Source organism: Acinetobacter sp. WZC-1 (genome assembly GCF_052544965.1).
Genome location: NZ_CP199370.1, coordinates 1,168,967 through 1,184,450, shown reverse-complemented (window position 1 = coordinate 1,184,450; position 15,484 = coordinate 1,168,967). Strand labels below are relative to the sequence as shown.

Sequence of the window (15,484 nt, the reverse complement as noted above, 5' to 3'; positions counted from 1 at the left end):
TGTTTCAGAATCCTGAGACTCCACCAACGGGAACGGGTGAATCATGACGTAAAAATATGGTATTTTGCAAGGGGATTATTCCTTTTTTTCTCATGTAATGAACAATTCAATACATTTCACTTTCGTGACAAAGTCAATGCATTTAAAATTGGAAGTTTTCTTCATCCGGATTGATTTTAATTTGAAAGCTGCCGGTCCGGCAGGTACATTAATATTACCTTCCAATTTGCCCTGAAGCCGATCATGCAAACCATTATCCTCGATACCGAAACACATACCCTGAATGGCCTGCCGATCGAAATCGCCTATGCGCCCATTGAAATTCAGAACGGGAAGCTCAGCCTGGATCGCAGCCGGATGTTCGATCAGCTGTATAGCATTGGTGATGAAAGAATATCGCATGCTGCAATGGCTGTTCATCATATTCTGGAAGCGGATATTACAGATCAGCCCAATTTCGGCACTTTTGAGCTGCCACCGGAAACCCGTTACATTATTGGTCATAATATTGATTATGATATTCGTGCGATTCAGCAATGCGGTGTCGATACAAACGGGATAAAAGCCATCTGTACCCTGGCACTGGCCCGCCTGGCCTGGCCGGATGCAGAAGCACACACACTTTCCGCCCTGATTTATATGATCAGCAAAGGCAGTGAGAAAGCCAGGGAAATGCTCAAAGGCGCACATCGGGCAGATGCAGACATCATTCTGACCGCCAATATTCTGATGCATATCATTTATAAGTTGAACATTCAGAATATTGAGGAATTATTTACAGTCTCAGAAGATGCCAGAATCCCCCGCAGTATCAGTTTTGGTAAACATCGGGGCACGGCTATTTCCGACTTGCCACCCGACTATATCCGCTGGTTACTACGCCAGGATGAACTGGATCCCTACCTAAAGAAAGCCCTGGAAAATGTGATCAATATCACAATTTAACCCATTGATTTGTAATATAAAAGTCATATTAGTGTAATTATCACTCATTATAATGATGGCTAATTTATTTTGGGGAATAAATTGGATTATGGGTCATTATATAAAAACTGAACTGGGCATTCAGACTTTAAAACAACGTACACTTGATTTAAATGCCCGTCAGCGTCGTCTGCTTGTATTAATTGGTACTGAAGATTTTCAGATTCTGAATGCATCCATAAAGCAGAGACTTGCTCCACCTGAATTACTACAGCAACTCAGCGACATGGGGCTGATTACTCCCGAAAATACCCGGCCTGAAACAACGCCAATTCAGCCTGAAACCGGGGTCATCACATCAGCCGACCTGAACGTCAATCATACCCATCCGACTGAAACCATAACGCCTGCTGAATTGCAGCATTTTCATCCACCACAGGCAGAAGCGCCTCTGCCCCCCTTACCCAGACTGGGTTTTGACGAAATCCGCCAGCTGATGATCTCCATGTTGCAGCAATATTGTGGACTCATGGCAAAACAACTGATTATTCAAATTCAGGGCGCGCAGAATTTAAGATCACTCAAGCTATGTCAGATGCAATGGCTGACAGCCATGCAGGAAACCCGGATTTCACCTGTTGAGCTCAACAGGAATATGCAGCAGATTAATTCATCACTGCATCAGTTACAGCCTTCATAAGCCAGATGACACATGAACAGGCATGCTTTGAAAATGGCCTGCCTTTTCATGACCCTGTGATGTTTACTTACAAGTACCACCTGGCATTTTTACCCGAAAACCGCTATGTTCATGAGAGAAACTTCCCAATAAATCAAAGGAAAATAGACATGACTAAATTTGTTACCAGGCACACCAGCAAGACTGCACTGATTTTATCCAGCTTCCATTCCACCTTTGAAAACTCAATTTCAGGTTTGCATGCCATCAAACCCGCCATCCAATTAAATCTGCGCAATGACCCGGTTTCAACTCAACATATACTGGTTGAGCGTTTACGAAATGGCACTGTTGTTTCAGATAATTTCCGGCTGGAAAAGAAAGACATTGAAGACGCGAACAATGACCGACAGGCTTTATATCACCTGATGGCGACAGTTCTCAATCATTTTGGTGCCACATCCTGATACCGGGAAAATAAATCATAAGGCCATTCCCGAAAGCTGAATGAAAGATTAAAAGACAGAAGAAAGCCCACATTGCTGTGGGCTTTTTACGTTGGAAGGCTAGTGCTTATTTCTTATTTAAACTCAGGGAGTGATAAATTCAATAAGCTGTCATTGATCCGTCCAACCACAATGTAGCATCCTGACGGGCTACGATGATTTAAATATAGGATAGACTGTCCAGGCATACAATCCCTGCCAGCATTTCAAAACATTGACTGCCATAAATCCAGATTGAAAAAACAGTATTTCAGGCGGATAATGGATGCTTCGCCTGCAACAGGCTGCTTCAGCGGAACCAGCGTCAACTTCTTCAACAGCACCATGATGACGATGAACTGCCCGAATGGAGTAGCCATAATGTCCGGCTTTGCTGTTTCTACCGGGATATGAAAGACACATGCTGATACCCCGTGCAACTGTTGGAATATCAATTGCATCGGGGCCACGGAGATAGACTGCAATGAACCAGACAGATGCAGGATAAGCAGTAATCAGTTTTCAGAGGGTATACTTAATTGTTTTAACTCACTCCATTTTAAATCGAATCATATCCTGCCTGCATTTGTGCTTTAATAGTTTCATTATTCTGAGATTTAATAAATAACTCCATTTTAGATTTATATTCAGAATGGCCAGCTTTATACATCATTAATAAATATGCGAATTCCCCCAATACATAATCAGGATCATTTTCAGGTGTTTTTTTCAGTTCCTTTGCTAAAAGTTCCGCAACATTTTCATAACACTCCTCTACTTCAGAAGTTTTTTTATTCATTAGCAATAGTATCTGACATTTGAAAACCCGCCTGGCTGATTGCTCCGGATCTTGCTTCAACAGTATTTCGTTTAAATCATAAGCTTCCTGATACATGTTCAATAAAAGGTAAACATTCATTAAGATTTTATTACGCTCAGAATCATTTTCTATACGTTTAATCTGAGGAATATAGTTTTTCAGTTTTTCAAAAGTTTCTGTCGACTTCCCTTAAACTGAGACATCCATAATTGGAGTTTTCTGATTAAATAAGGTCAGGAGACAGTCATGAAGAAATCACGATTTACCGAGAGCCAAATCATCAGCATTTTGAAAGAAGCAGATGCTGGGATGAAAGTGGATGATATCTGCCGTAAGCATGGTATTGGCAATGCCACCTATTATGTCTGGAAAAGCAAATACGGCGGTATGGAGGCATCTGACGTTAAGCGCATGCGTGAGCTGGAAGAAGAAAATGCCAGACTTAAAAGGATGTTTGCGGAACTCAGTCTGGAGAACCATGCCATGAAGGAACTGTTCTCAAAAAAGGGTTGGTGACAGCAGATCAACGAGAATGCGTTCGTATTCTGGCTTCACTTGGGTTAACTGTATTACAGGCCTGTCGCCTGAGTGGACTAAGTCGAGCCAGCTATTATCGGCAAAGTACGAGCTGGCGCAAACGGGATGCTGCTGTCATTGATGCATTAAATCAGGTGTTAAAACAATCTCCCCAGTCTGGCTTTTGGAAGTGTTTTGGTCGCATACGTCGGCAGGGCTATGACTGGAATCATAAACGTGTTTATCGAGTGTACTGCCAGATGGGATTGAACTTACCCCGTCGACAGAAACGAACGTTGCCCCAGCGTATTGCACGACCACTGCAAGTGGTTGCACAAGCCAACCATCAATGGGCGCTGGATTTTATGAGTGACAGTCTGTATTGCGGTAAACGATTCCGTACCTTGAATATAGTTGATGAGGGGACTCGCGAATGTCTGGATATAGAAGTAGACACATCGTTACCGGCTGAGCGTGTTGTCAGAGTATTGGATCGACTGGCTCAACAACGTAGCTTGCCGAAGCAGCTTCGTGTTGATAATGGTCCCGAACTAATATCTGCGCGATTGCTGGACTGGTGTAAAGATCAAGGCATTGAAGTGGTGCATATACAACCTGGGAAGCCACAGCAGAATGCTTTTATTGAGCGATTTAATGGTTCGTTTAGGCGAGAGTTTCTCAATGCGTATTTGTTTGAGAATTTGACTCAGGTCAGAGAAATGGCGTGGTTATGGCGTTTGGATTATAACGAGCAAAGACCACATGAAAGTTTAGGCAATTTACCCCCTGCGGTGTACAGGGTGAAACTGGAAAACTCCAGTTTAGAAGTGTCTCAATAAATGGGAAGTGGACATTTCCTTGTCATCAGATCCTTTTAGATCCATTAACATTTGATTATAAGCCTCTATAATGTCCATATCATGTTCAGAAATTTGTATTTTCTGAACATGAACGTCATTAGATAATTTTTTTTCCTGTGTTGACGTGCTAAATGCAGTTAAAGGACTAACTGCAAAACAGATCAATAATGAAAGAACATATTTTTTCATTGGACACGTCTGGCTGCAGAGTTTAGGGGGGAATTACCAAAGCAAATATCATCCAAATTAAAGAACGGAAAAAGGGAATGGAAATGCCCTGACTTAATAAAGATCAGAGCATAAGTTGGGGAGGTGATGATTGCACACCTACTTTAATGTTAAACATTTTAGTTGATCTAAATAATCTTTATCTTCATTAAGTCTCTTAATGTAGAGATGTTGAAACTCTAAAGATTTCTTTGTATCTTCTTGAATACTTTGAGGCGTTTTTTTTAAATCTATAAGTGTTGAATACTTCTGAATGAACTTATTCATAATACATAGACCGTCTATTGTTTCTAATGACATATACTTATTGACGTTAATATCATTCTTAAAACTATCATGATTCACTTCATAATTCCCTATTAATGAATCCACCTTGCGAACAGTATAGATAAATAATTCATTATTTATTTCTGATTTATTATTAATAGTGTTATATGCCGTTATATATAATCTTCGTGATTGGCTTATATCATCTGCAATAGCAATAGTCCTGGATTTAAGTACATCACTAATTTCATTTTCACGCTCTTTTTGAGCCATATCATCTGCATGACTACAGCCTACTAAAGCCACACTAAACAATAAGATTGCTAAATAATTCATGAACTCTACCAACTCTTTTTCTTTATATCAAGGATTTCATTTTCTTCAGAGATTGGAACTTGATAACCATATTCTGTTCGACATAGCTCATAGGCTTGTCTATTCCATTTTTTATTGAAGATCATTTGATAGAGTCTATGTCCAATCATCAATGCACCTCTATTGTTTCTATTATTCATAGCTAATGCGGTGTATCTTGCGTTATCAAAAATACCATATCCTGCGGGAGTTAGCTTTATAATATCTTCTAAATTTTTATACTGTGCTGCGACTCGGATATCAAAACTATCTTTTAAAAGTTCTGTAGCTGCAATAAGTGCTTTATCTCTAGAAATTCTATATAGATAAGCAGAAAACCGCAGATACATCAATGTATGAAAGTATTGTGTATAAATAAACCCCGGATTATCTTTATCAATTTCCCTTAAATCAAATTCCAGACCAAATCGTAAAGCCATATCATATTCAAACGGCTGTTTTCTTTTTATATGATCCCAAAGATGTTGTGGAATACAAAAAGTATAGGGTACTATTTTTTTTACTTTTATTAGATTTTTCCAACCACTACATGCTGTCAAATACCCATCATCTGCCCGGCATAAATTAGTAGTTTCTTTTAGATTTATTCGACTTAAGGCTTCGGAACTTATAGCTGTTTTATCATAGTTTGAATGGAAAATTAATCGACCTTCATTGCTACTAACTCTATTACTGCTTCCCATATATATCCCTTAAAGCTCTTCTAATGGTTTTGATAAATCTACAGTGATTAACTGGACTGATTCTGGAGAATATTCGCTTTCATAAAGAGCAGTCATCCCCTGTTTATCTGTATATCCTCTTACCAGCAAGCTACCAGTATCTTTACTATAAATCTCATATAGCATTTCAGAGATACCTTCCTCTGTATCCTCATCTACAATTTTGAACTGAATTTTATGGATTTCTTCAGATGAAGTTTCCACAAGGGAGTTTTGTAAAGATGTCATAGGTGTCGCTGATGTTGAAGAATAATTAGAACCTTGACTATCTCCAACCACATGAGATTGTTGAGGTAAAATTCTCGCACCACAACTGAGTAAATCATTAACATAAGCTACGGGTTGACCATACATAATAATATGATTATGACTTGGCTGTATTGTTGACCAGCACTTACACTGAGGACAGTAGTGACCATCTCCTGCACGTAGAAATAAATTCCCCATTTGAGATGCGCGTTGCTGTGTTGCCTGAATAATTCCACCGTGAGTAGTCATGGAATTATGAATTGCAAAACCTTTCACCATGTTTCTATTCCTTTATATATCAGATTAATCTTATTGAAAATAGACTTCTTGCGAAAGTATAAAATGGGTTTATAATTTGAGAATGAAATATGAAAATTTAACGCGATTTGATGATCTGGAATTTAAACGTCTGGTTGGAGTTCCGCGCCCTTTATTTTCTAAAATGTTGAGCATTTTGGAAGAGGCAGAACGTGCGAAGAAGAAATCCGGTCGCCCTCATTCCCTGACTCTGCAAGATCAATTACTATTAACTTTGAATTACTTACGCTCATATCGAACTCAGATTGAATTATCTGCTGATTATGGCTTAGCTGAAAGTAATGTGAATCGAACGATTCAGAAAATAGAGAATGCACTTGTTCAATCCCGCCATTTTGTTTTACCGAAGAGAAATCAGGAGATTGAAAATGATGACTTTGTGCTGATTGATGTCACCGAATCACAAATAGAACGCCCTAAAAAAACAGAAAATGTACTATAGTGGGAAAAAGAAGAAACATACGCTTAAGACACAGGTTATTTTTAGTACGAAATTGAATCAAATTATCAGTATCCAGATCGATCCAGGAACAACCCATGACCTTACAATAGCCCGTAAACATGCAAAGGAATTAGCGAATTTTGCGTTTGTTATAGGTGATCTGGCTTATAAGGGTTTTAAAGAGATAAGCAGTAAGTTACTAATTCCAATAAAAAAGTTAAAGAAAAAGGAGCTCTCTCCAGAGGCGAAACTGATCAATAAGGAAATAAGCCGCCGCCGAATTCCAATTGAACATTTAAATAGAAGAATAAAAGTATTTCGTATTCTTAGTGAACGATATAGAAACAGGCGGAGAAGATTTGGCTTAAGAATGAATTTAATTGCAGGGCTTATCAACTGGATGATTAAAATATGACTTACGCAAGAAGTCTAATATTAAATTATTTATAAAAACTTACTTTGCAGATAATGAATAATATAGTTAATCAATTAAAAAATGCAAATGCCCCGGTGTAACCGATCATTATTTTTTATTTCCAAACACCCGCTTTTTCTTCACTATCAGGTGATTTTCCATGTGCTGAGATAGCAAATCTGATTTGCTATCAGTAAGTTTTATAATGGTTTGAGGCATTTTTACGGTACATTTTTATTAGATTTTGCAACATCCCCCCCCATATCTACCTTTATTATGAGGGTATACACAGAAACAAACTGCTACGAGAAGAATGTCCAGATGCTTCTAAAATATAAAGGCTCTTTTGAGACCAATTGAAACAGGAAGATGGTGCGCTCAGCGGGACTCGAACCCACGCCACAGGCTTCGGAGACCTGTACTCTATCCAGTTGAGCTATGAGCGCTATTTTCAGACTGCGCACATCATAACAAAAAAAAGCATAAGGTAAAGCACCTATCCACTGTTTCATGCTTTTAACTGCTTATGCTTTATACAACGTTGCAGATACGCAACACATAATTCACTGCCTGATACTTGGTTTCACTGCCAGGATACCGCACAATACACCCACATTCTCCCGAGTAAATATTTCATGACTGATGCATTGATACTGAGAAATTTGTCCAAAACCTATCGGAATGGTTTCCAGGCACTCAACGAAATTGACCTGACCGTTCCAGAAGGCGAATTTTATGCCTTACTTGGACCAAATGGTGCAGGAAAATCAACCACAATCAGTATCATCAGCTCATTAATCCGTAAAACATCAGGTATCGTCCAGATTTTTGGCAATGACCTGGATACGCAACCATCACATGCCAAACAGCGCCTGGGCGTTGTACCTCAGGAATTTAATTTTGGTCACTTTGAAAAGACCATGGATATCCTGGTGACCCAGGCTGGTTATTATGGCATTCCCAGGAAACTGGCCGAACAGCGTGCCGAATATTATCTGGAAAAACTGGGGCTGTGGGAAAAACGTAATCTCCAGGCCGGTAAACTTTCCGGGGGAATGAAACGGCGCCTGATGATCGCCCGGGCCATGATGCATGAACCCCGTCTGTTAATACTGGATGAACCGACTGCCGGCGTGGACATTGAATTACGCCGTTCAATGTGGGATTTTCTGACTGAAATGAATGAAAATGGCACTTCCATTATTCTGACCACACACTACCTGGAAGAAGCTGAAATGCTGTGCCGTCGGATCGCCATTATTGATCGCGGTATTATTAAGGAAGACACCAGCATGAAATCCTTCCTGAGTCAGCTGCATGAAGAATCCTTTATCTTTGATCTGGAAGAGGCTGCCCTGCCCATACAGGCGAATATTATCGGGGTGAAATTTCACCTGATTGACCCTTTTACCCTGGAAGTGACCATGGACAAGGCCTATAGTCTGAATGACCTGTTTCAGCTGCTGGAAGCACAGGGCATCCGGGTCAGAAGTATGCGTAATAAATCCAACCGACTGGAAGAACTGTTTGTGAAAATGGTGGAAAAAAACCTTGAAGGAGCAGCACAATGAACCTGACTCAACTCAGAATTGCGCTGTTTACACTTGTTCATAAAGAAATTCGCCGCTTTATGCGGATCTGGCCACAGACACTGCTGCCACCTGCCATTACCATGAGCCTGTATTTTGTGATTTTCGGTAATCTGGTCGGATCCCGTATTGGACAGATGGGCGGTTTCAGTTATATGCAGTTCATTATTCCCGGCCTGATCATGATGGCCGTGATTACCAACAGCTATGCCAACGTATCCTCCAGTTTCTTCAGCGCTAAATTTCAGAAAAGCGTTGAGGAACTGATCATGAGTCCGATTCCCCTGCATATGATCATCTGGGGTTATGTGATTGGCGGGATGGCCCGCGGCGTACTGGTCGGTGTCATTGTCACCGCAGTCAGTCTGATATTCTCTGAGCTGAGCATACATAACTTTTTCATTACCATCTATACCATCATCATGACGTCGTTATTGTTTTCCCTGGGGGGGTTTATCAATGGCGTATATGCAAAGACATTTGATGATATTTCCATTATCCCCACCTTTGTACTGACACCACTGACTTATCTGGGCGGCGTGTTTTATGCCATTAATACCTTAAGCCCATTCTGGCAGAATCTTTCCCTGATCAACCCGATTGTCTATATGGTCAATGCTTTTCGTTTCGGGATGTTAGGCCACAGTGATGTCAATGTTTCTCTTTCCCTGCTGGTCATTACACTATGCTGCGGTGTCCTGTATCTGATTGCGTACTATTTACTTTCCCGCAGCTCAGGAATACGTGAATAATGGCTGTAGAACTTTCCCCACTGGGCAAAAGCACCAGTTACCCGGTCAGCTATCAACCGGATATTCTGTTCCCGATTGCCCGTGCACAGGCAAGGGAAAATTATGCCCATATTGATGGCATATATCAGGGACAGGACTGGTGGCATGTGTTTGAAATTTCATGGCTGAATGCCCATGGCATTCCCCAGGTAGCCATTGGCCGGATCAGTCTTCCGGCTTCATCACCCAATCTGATTGAATCCAAATCACTGAAACTGTACTTCAACAGTATGAACTTCACTGAATTTGAGTCGGAACAGCACTTTATTGACACCGTTGAAAAAGATCTGTCGCAAGCGGCCGGAGCAGCAGTGACTTTAAGCCTGTTTCAGGTCGATGAACTGGCCATCAGTCCGCCTGAAGGAATCTGTCTGGATGCACTGCAACCGGAACAGCTGGCCACGCATCCGGATGCATCATTATTGCGTCTGGAAGAAAATACTGAGGCAATGGAAGTACAGCTCTATTCAAATCTGCTGCGCAGCAACTGCCCGGTGACAGGACAACCTGACTGGGGCACTATTTTTATCCGATATCGGGGCAAAAGACCTTGTTATCGCAGCATTTTAGCTTATATTATCTCCTATCGTCAGCATAATGGTTTCCACGAGCAATGCGTGGAACAGATTTTTGCCGATCTATGGCAGAATTTAAAACCTGAAAAGCTGATGGTATATGCAGCTTATACACGCCGTGGTGGACTGGATATCAACCCGTGTCGTGTATCCGATGAAACATGGATGCCGGGGCCGATCCGTCTGGCGCGACAATAAAACGAAAATATTGAGGTTTTGACCATGCCCTTTTTTGGTTTTGTACCTTCTGAAAATTTACTGAAAAATATTCAGATCGGTATTGAGAAAAAAAATTCCAATGAGCCACTCTATCCCTTACGTGATCAGACTGCACTGCTCATTAATGATGAAATCATGGATGCCGTTTTAACTGAACTGGTCCGACATTTTCCGGCCAGCGAAAAACGGGATACCGCAGAAAAACTTGCCGGTTATATCAAATCCACAGTGGCGTTACTGCTGAAACAGCTGCTGAGCAAAGCCGATAACAACGTGGTGCGTCAGTCCATTGAGTTTTCAGAAAAAAGTTTATTTACAGACCCGCAGGGTCAGTACCGGGTAGGTGAACCACTGGACGCCAGTCTTATCAGCGGTATAAAGCAGAGCTTTACTGCAATTAAAGCAGGCAATGAATTGAATCGGGCTGTACTGTCCGGGCAATACAAACAGTTTGCAGATGCCACCATTCAGCATTTTATGCGGGATTTCAATCAGACCCTGGATCTGGGCATGATCAAGCGCAAAGCTGCTGATCTTGGTGCAACAGCAGTGACCAAAGCCGTGCATATCGCCATTGATAAAATCATCCCTCACCTGACTGAAGATGAATTGCTGGTGGTAGCCGAATACCATGACACCCTGTTTTTTGACTGATTGGTCCGTCAGATCCAGTGAATATAATCAATGTCCTTTTCAATAAAGGGCATTTTTTTATCGGCCGGTTTGCATCCACTGTTTGGCTGTTGATTATCATGCCTTATCATCAACACTACAACCCCGCCATAACCCATGCAGGACCAATAAAGTTATCCACGGATATGCATTGCCTTCACCGGGGATTGTGTTAGCATTTGCACAGCATTTACCTTAAATATTCAAAAGATCAATGGCGCCCAGTTCTCAGTATAAATTTCTTCGTCAGGCCCCACGGGATGGACTCAGCACAGCCATGCTGCCTTCCAGGTGGCAGCGTTTGCATATTGATCCCTGGCTGTGTCTATTTCTCATCATGAATGCCCTGCTCGGTTTGACCGTACTCTACAGTGCTTCTGCTCAGGACACAGCACTGGTCACCAGACAGGCCATCAGTTTTGGTATTGGTTTTGTGGTGATGTTTTCCCTCGCTCAAATTCCTCCCAAGGTTTATCAGGCCTTTTCACCTTATTTTTATATTATCGGGGTCTTCGGTCTGCTTGCCGTGATTATTTTTGGTGAAATACGCATGGGAGCCCAGCGCTGGATTGATATTCCGGGTTTTGGCAGTGTCCAGCCGAGTGAGTTTATGAAAATCGGCATGCCACTGATGATTGCCTGGTTTTTATCCCGTGGACCATTACCCCCCGGATTCAGGAATGTCCTTGCATCCCTGCTGCTCATTGGTATTCCATTCGTGCTGATTGCCGAACAACCGGACCTGGGCACTTCCCTGCTGATTCTGGCCAGTGGTATTTTTGTGCTTTTTCTCAGTGGTCTATCCTGGAAAATGATTCTGGGCGCTGTGGCCGCGGCCGGCGTGTTGATTCCCATTGCCTGGGCGTTTTTACTGCATGACTATCAGCGGCAACGGGTGCTGACCCTGCTTAACCCGGAAGCGGATGCACTGGGTACCGGATGGAATATTATTCAATCCAAAACAGCGATTGGATCGGGCGGTTTCATTGGCAAAGGGTTTCTGGAAGGCACCCAGTCGCACCTGCATTTTCTGCCTGAAGGCCATACCGATTTTATTATTGCAGCATTTTCCGAAGAATTCGGTCTGATTGGTATTCTGATTCTGATTCTGATCTATTTTGCCATGATCTTCCGCATCCTGCAGATCAGTCTGAATTCTTTCCATAATTATGGACGGCTTGTTGCCGGAGCTTTCGGTTTGTCATTTTTTGTATATGTCTTTGTCAACGCAGGGATGGTCAGTGGTATTTTACCTGTAGTCGGGGTACCGTTACCCTTTATGAGTTATGGCGGCACGGCAATTATTACTTTAATGGCGACCTTTGGTATCGTCATGTCAATTCATACACATCGCTGAGCACAGACCATTCACAAATAACCTAATCCACAAATTATCAGGAAAATAGAACACATGTTTAAATATGGGCTTTTTCAGAAAGTACGCAATTTAACTTTTTGTGCAGCTGCTTTTTCTTTTTCAGATTTTTCACAGGCCAATGATTTTGCAGGCCATCCCGATTATAACAACTTTAAAACCAGAACCATGCAAAGTTATGGCCTGAGCAGTGAACAGGTCGACCAGGCCATGAATGGCGCCCGTAATTTACCCAATATTATTAATATCATGAACCGTCCAGGTGAAAGCAAACCCTGGTATCAGTACAAACCAAACTTTCTGGTTGAAAGTACCATCCAGCGCGGCGTCCGGTTTAAGAACCAGTATGCAGATACCCTGAACCGCGCAGAACAGCAGTATGGGGTGCCAAAGGAAATCATCCTGGGCATTCTGGGGGTGGAAACCGGATTTGGTGCCAACAAGGGTTCCTTTATTACCCGGGATGCACTGGCCACCCTGGGCTTTGGTTATGCACGTCGTGCTCAGTATTTCCAGGATGAACTTTCCGCATTAATTGCCTGGTCATATAAGGATGGAGTACTGACAAATTCAGTGGTCGGCTCCTATGCCGGTGCCATCGGTTATCCACAATTCATGCCAAGCAATATTCCTAAGTTCGGTGTCGATTATGACGGTAATGGACATATTGACCTGCGCAACTCTGCGGTGGACGCCATCGGCTCCATTGCACATTATCTGGCCCAGCATGGCTGGCAACGCAATCAACCCATTGCTTTCGCTGCACGCTACACAGGCAATAATCCCGATGCGGTTATTGCAAAGGATTTAACCCAGCCAACCCCCTACGGTGTGCTCAGACGTCAGGGGATTTCCCCGATGAACCCCATCGTAAAATTTGATGACCTGGATATGGTCAATATCATTCAGCTTCAGGAAAGTTATGGGCCGGTGTATTACATTACCTATCCTAATTTTCAGGTGATTACCACCTACAACAAAAGCAGAATGTATGCGACTGCCCTGTGGTTACTGGGTACAGAAATCACCAGTCGCTAATCATTAATTTTAACAAATGCAAAAAAGTCAAGAAATATTTTTGCAAATAAGGTCACAAAAACAGCTCATTTAATATCCTGTTACAATATTGATTATTTATTAACCATAAACTGTAAAGATTAATCCTTTTTGTAACTGTTTATCAAAAATTAGTAGACAGTTTTATGACAGCATGAATATTATCGCTACCGTTAAATGCAGTTGCGTAAGTGAATTTACAGCCCTCTATGTTTAATTTTCAGCAACTTATGAAAAATTAAACCCGGGTTTCAGGAGTTAAACGATGCATGCTTCGCTTAAATATATCACCGCGCTGACTATAGGTTTAAGTATGACGGCAAATGCTGAAATGGTTCAGTCATCATACTTAAACAATGAGTCAGACAACTCGAGTCTTGCTTCCCGTGTGATCAGCAAGGATTCAGGTAATTTTAATTCACATTTTTCAAACCTGAACAGCCTGGCCATTACGGAACGCTCTGGTGATCAGGTCCGTCGTCAGACTATTGCAGCGAAGATCGAAGTGCCTGAAGATGAACCTTCAGTCATTGACAGACTGAATACTGTTGCATCCAATACTGTACGTAAATTCAGCCAGACCGGTGTAGCTTCCTGGTATGGTCGTCAGTTTCATGGCCGTAAGACTGCCAGCGGTGAAACATTCAATATGAATGACATGACTGCCGCGCACCGCAGCCTGCCACTGAACTGTTATATTCGCGTGACCAATAAGGAAAACGGCAAAAGTGTTGTGGTTAAGGTAAATGACCGCGGTCCTTTCCATGGTAACCGTGTACTTGATTTATCCTACGGCGCTGCCAAACGTTTAGGCATTACCAATGCCGGTACAGCAAAAGTAAATATTGAACGTGTAGATGGACCAAATTCCTGAAATTTGCACATCGCTCCGCATTTAACATAAAAGCCACTGTTGAGTGGCTTTTCTTTTTCCCATTGTGTAACCTGACAGCGCATTGTCCGGCTTTTTTGTCTTAAAAGGCACCAGGGTAGCCTCCCTGAGCATAACTTCGCTACAAACGCATCCAGCAGCCAGGAATGCCACCCCACTCTACCGCGAATAATATCCTTATCATCCAGCTGCATGATCGCCGGCATAAATAGCAGAGAAACATCAGAAAAAGACCACAACCTGATGGCAAGTTTCGAAAAAGCATTCAAATATTCAACCTGACATGAGTCAGTACAACACAGAGTCGCTGTTTTATTTTTACAATCAGCCGGCATCAGCCATAAGTTTTCCCTTCATGCTTCAGCCAGCCGTTTTCATGCTGTCCCTGTGGATCATGATGCGTCCAGTGAATGACACCACCCTGAGTACTGTATTCATATTCACCATAAAATTCGACAACATCTCCTTTTTGCAGATGATCAATTCTCGGTGCCAGATCAATATTATGAGCAACCAGTACGGTCAGGCCATTCTCCAGTGACAGAATAAACTTCTGATGCCTGGAACCGTCATTGTCATCACGCAAAACAGCCTTTACCGTTCCACCGGCCTGGACCTGCATATTACTGGCACGGCGCTCATAAGCCTGCCGGATAACTTTCAGCCCATTCCGGTTTGCATTGTATTGTGCAGATGCTGAAGCCTGCCCCTGCTCAGTAACAGACGGAGATTGTGAGTGATCAGTCGTCTGCTGACGGGGATCAAGACCAAAATATGCCGCCGCCAGTAATGCCGCTGCAATCCCAATTCCCACTGTAGTTTTATTCGCCATAGAACAAAAATTCAAATAAGATAAAAAATATTATATGAGAATTATATCTGCCCCGGCGATTAAATTTTTACGCTGTTAATGGCTCAAAGTCAGCTGAACTTTATCTGGCATTTTTTCTGCGGAGACCGCTTAATTTTTTTAAATCATGCCAGGACTGATCAGCCAATAAAAAAGGCTCCCGAT

General features: G+C 42.1%; 18 protein-coding genes and 1 tRNA gene. 12 read left to right on the top strand and 7 right to left on the bottom strand.

Annotation, left to right across the window (positions count from 1 at the left end):
• The first annotated feature begins 243 nt into the window (after positions 1–243).
• From ACT6PV_RS05360 to ACT6PV_RS05350, 3 genes are all read left to right on the top strand, one after another.
• Entirely contained in the window at positions 244–945 is a 702-nt protein-coding gene (locus tag ACT6PV_RS05360) for a 3'-5' exonuclease (protein WP_445115418.1), read from the top strand.
• Positions 946–1,033: 88 nt separating this feature from the next.
• On the top strand, positions 1,034–1,624 hold the full coding sequence (locus tag ACT6PV_RS05355; RefSeq protein WP_445115417.1) for a hypothetical protein: 591 nt from the start codon (positions 1,034–1,036) through the stop codon (positions 1,622–1,624).
• 149 nt (positions 1,625–1,773) lie between these two features.
• Positions 1,774–2,070, top strand: a complete 297-nt coding sequence (locus ACT6PV_RS05350) for a hypothetical protein (protein WP_445115416.1) — start codon at positions 1,774–1,776, stop codon at positions 2,068–2,070.
• A gap of 245 nt (positions 2,071–2,315) precedes the next feature.
• Here the strand turns inward: ACT6PV_RS05350 and ACT6PV_RS05345 are convergent, their stop codons facing one another.
• A complete protein-coding gene (locus ACT6PV_RS05345; protein WP_445115415.1) occupies positions 2,316–2,468 on the bottom strand; it encodes a hypothetical protein in 153 nt (50 codons plus the stop codon).
• Positions 2,469–2,647: 179 nt separating this feature from the next.
• Complete coding sequence (locus ACT6PV_RS05340; protein ID WP_445115414.1) at positions 2,648–2,887, bottom strand: hypothetical protein; 240 nt, start codon at positions 2,885–2,887, stop codon at positions 2,648–2,650.
• A gap of 267 nt (positions 2,888–3,154) precedes the next feature.
• On the opposite strand from ACT6PV_RS05340, the gene ACT6PV_RS05335 reads away from it, so the two are divergent.
• Positions 3,155–4,263 (top strand): IS3 family transposase gene (locus ACT6PV_RS05335; protein ID WP_445115334.1). Its coding sequence is split into 2 segments (ribosomal slippage): positions 3,155–3,407 and positions 3,407–4,263, totalling 1,110 coding nucleotides; the frame shifts between segments, so codons are not numbered across the junction.
• Between the two features lie 348 nt (positions 4,264–4,611).
• Here the strand turns inward: ACT6PV_RS05335 and ACT6PV_RS05330 are convergent.
• The 3 genes from ACT6PV_RS05330 to ACT6PV_RS05320 are packed head-to-tail and all read right to left on the bottom strand — an operon-like array spanning position 4,612 to position 6,404.
• Entirely contained in the window at positions 4,612–5,115 is a 504-nt protein-coding gene (locus ACT6PV_RS05330; RefSeq protein WP_445115413.1) for a hypothetical protein, read from the bottom strand.
• 5 nt (positions 5,116–5,120) lie between these two features.
• Entirely contained in the window at positions 5,121–5,837 is a 717-nt protein-coding gene (locus ACT6PV_RS05325) for a hypothetical protein (protein ID WP_445115412.1), read from the bottom strand.
• A 9-nt stretch (positions 5,838–5,846) separates the two neighbouring features.
• Positions 5,847–6,404, bottom strand: a complete 558-nt coding sequence (locus ACT6PV_RS05320; RefSeq protein ID WP_445115411.1) for a PAAR domain-containing protein — start codon at positions 6,402–6,404, stop codon at positions 5,847–5,849.
• 82 nt (positions 6,405–6,486) lie between these two features.
• On the opposite strand from ACT6PV_RS05320, the gene ACT6PV_RS05315 reads away from it, so the two are divergent.
• Positions 6,487–7,300 (top strand): IS5 family transposase gene (locus ACT6PV_RS05315; RefSeq protein WP_445114676.1). Its coding sequence is split into 2 segments (ribosomal slippage): positions 6,487–6,869 and positions 6,868–7,300, totalling 816 coding nucleotides; the frame shifts between segments, so codons are not numbered across the junction.
• A 370-nt stretch (positions 7,301–7,670) separates the two neighbouring features.
• On the opposite strand, the gene ACT6PV_RS05310 is transcribed toward ACT6PV_RS05315, so the two are convergent.
• Positions 7,671–7,746, bottom strand: a tRNA-Arg gene (locus ACT6PV_RS05310).
• Between the two features lie 189 nt (positions 7,747–7,935).
• Between ACT6PV_RS05310 and ACT6PV_RS05305 the strand changes: the two genes are divergently transcribed.
• From ACT6PV_RS05305 to ACT6PV_RS05275, 7 genes are all read left to right on the top strand, one after another.
• Entirely contained in the window at positions 7,936–8,871 is a 936-nt protein-coding gene (locus ACT6PV_RS05305; RefSeq protein WP_445115410.1) for an ABC transporter ATP-binding protein, read from the top strand.
• Positions 8,868–9,641 (top strand): ABC transporter permease, encoded by a 774-nt coding sequence (locus ACT6PV_RS05300; RefSeq protein ID WP_445115409.1) that lies wholly within the window; start codon positions 8,868–8,870, stop codon positions 9,639–9,641. The genes ACT6PV_RS05305 and ACT6PV_RS05300 overlap by 4 nt, the downstream gene beginning before the upstream one ends.
• Positions 9,641–10,453 carry an NADPH-dependent 7-cyano-7-deazaguanine reductase QueF gene (queF, locus tag ACT6PV_RS05295; RefSeq protein WP_445115408.1) on the top strand — a complete coding sequence of 271 codons (813 nt, stop codon included), beginning with the start codon at positions 9,641–9,643 and terminating at the stop codon, positions 10,451–10,453. The genes ACT6PV_RS05300 and queF overlap by 1 nt, the downstream gene beginning before the upstream one ends.
• 24 nt (positions 10,454–10,477) lie before the next feature.
• On the top strand, positions 10,478–11,128 hold the full coding sequence (locus ACT6PV_RS05290; RefSeq protein ID WP_445115407.1) for a hypothetical protein: 651 nt from the start codon (positions 10,478–10,480) through the stop codon (positions 11,126–11,128).
• Positions 11,129–11,360: 232 nt separating this feature from the next.
• Positions 11,361–12,503: a rod shape-determining protein RodA gene (gene rodA / locus ACT6PV_RS05285; protein WP_445115406.1), complete on the top strand. Its 1,143-nt coding sequence runs from the start codon at positions 11,361–11,363 to the stop codon at positions 12,501–12,503.
• Positions 12,504–12,557: 54 nt separating this feature from the next.
• Positions 12,558–13,559, top strand: coding sequence for a lytic murein transglycosylase B (gene mltB / locus ACT6PV_RS05280; protein ID WP_445115405.1), 1,002 nt, complete (start codon positions 12,558–12,560; stop codon positions 13,557–13,559).
• A gap of 283 nt (positions 13,560–13,842) precedes the next feature.
• Positions 13,843–14,451, top strand: coding sequence for a septal ring lytic transglycosylase RlpA family protein (locus ACT6PV_RS05275; RefSeq protein WP_445115404.1), 609 nt, complete (start codon positions 13,843–13,845; stop codon positions 14,449–14,451).
• A gap of 352 nt (positions 14,452–14,803) precedes the next feature.
• Here ACT6PV_RS05275 and ACT6PV_RS05270 read toward each other — a convergent pair whose 3' ends face one another.
• On the bottom strand, positions 14,804–15,301 hold the full coding sequence (locus ACT6PV_RS05270) for a DUF3465 domain-containing protein (protein ID WP_445115403.1): 498 nt from the start codon (positions 15,299–15,301) through the stop codon (positions 14,804–14,806).
• Between the last annotated feature and the right edge of the window lie 183 nt (positions 15,302–15,484).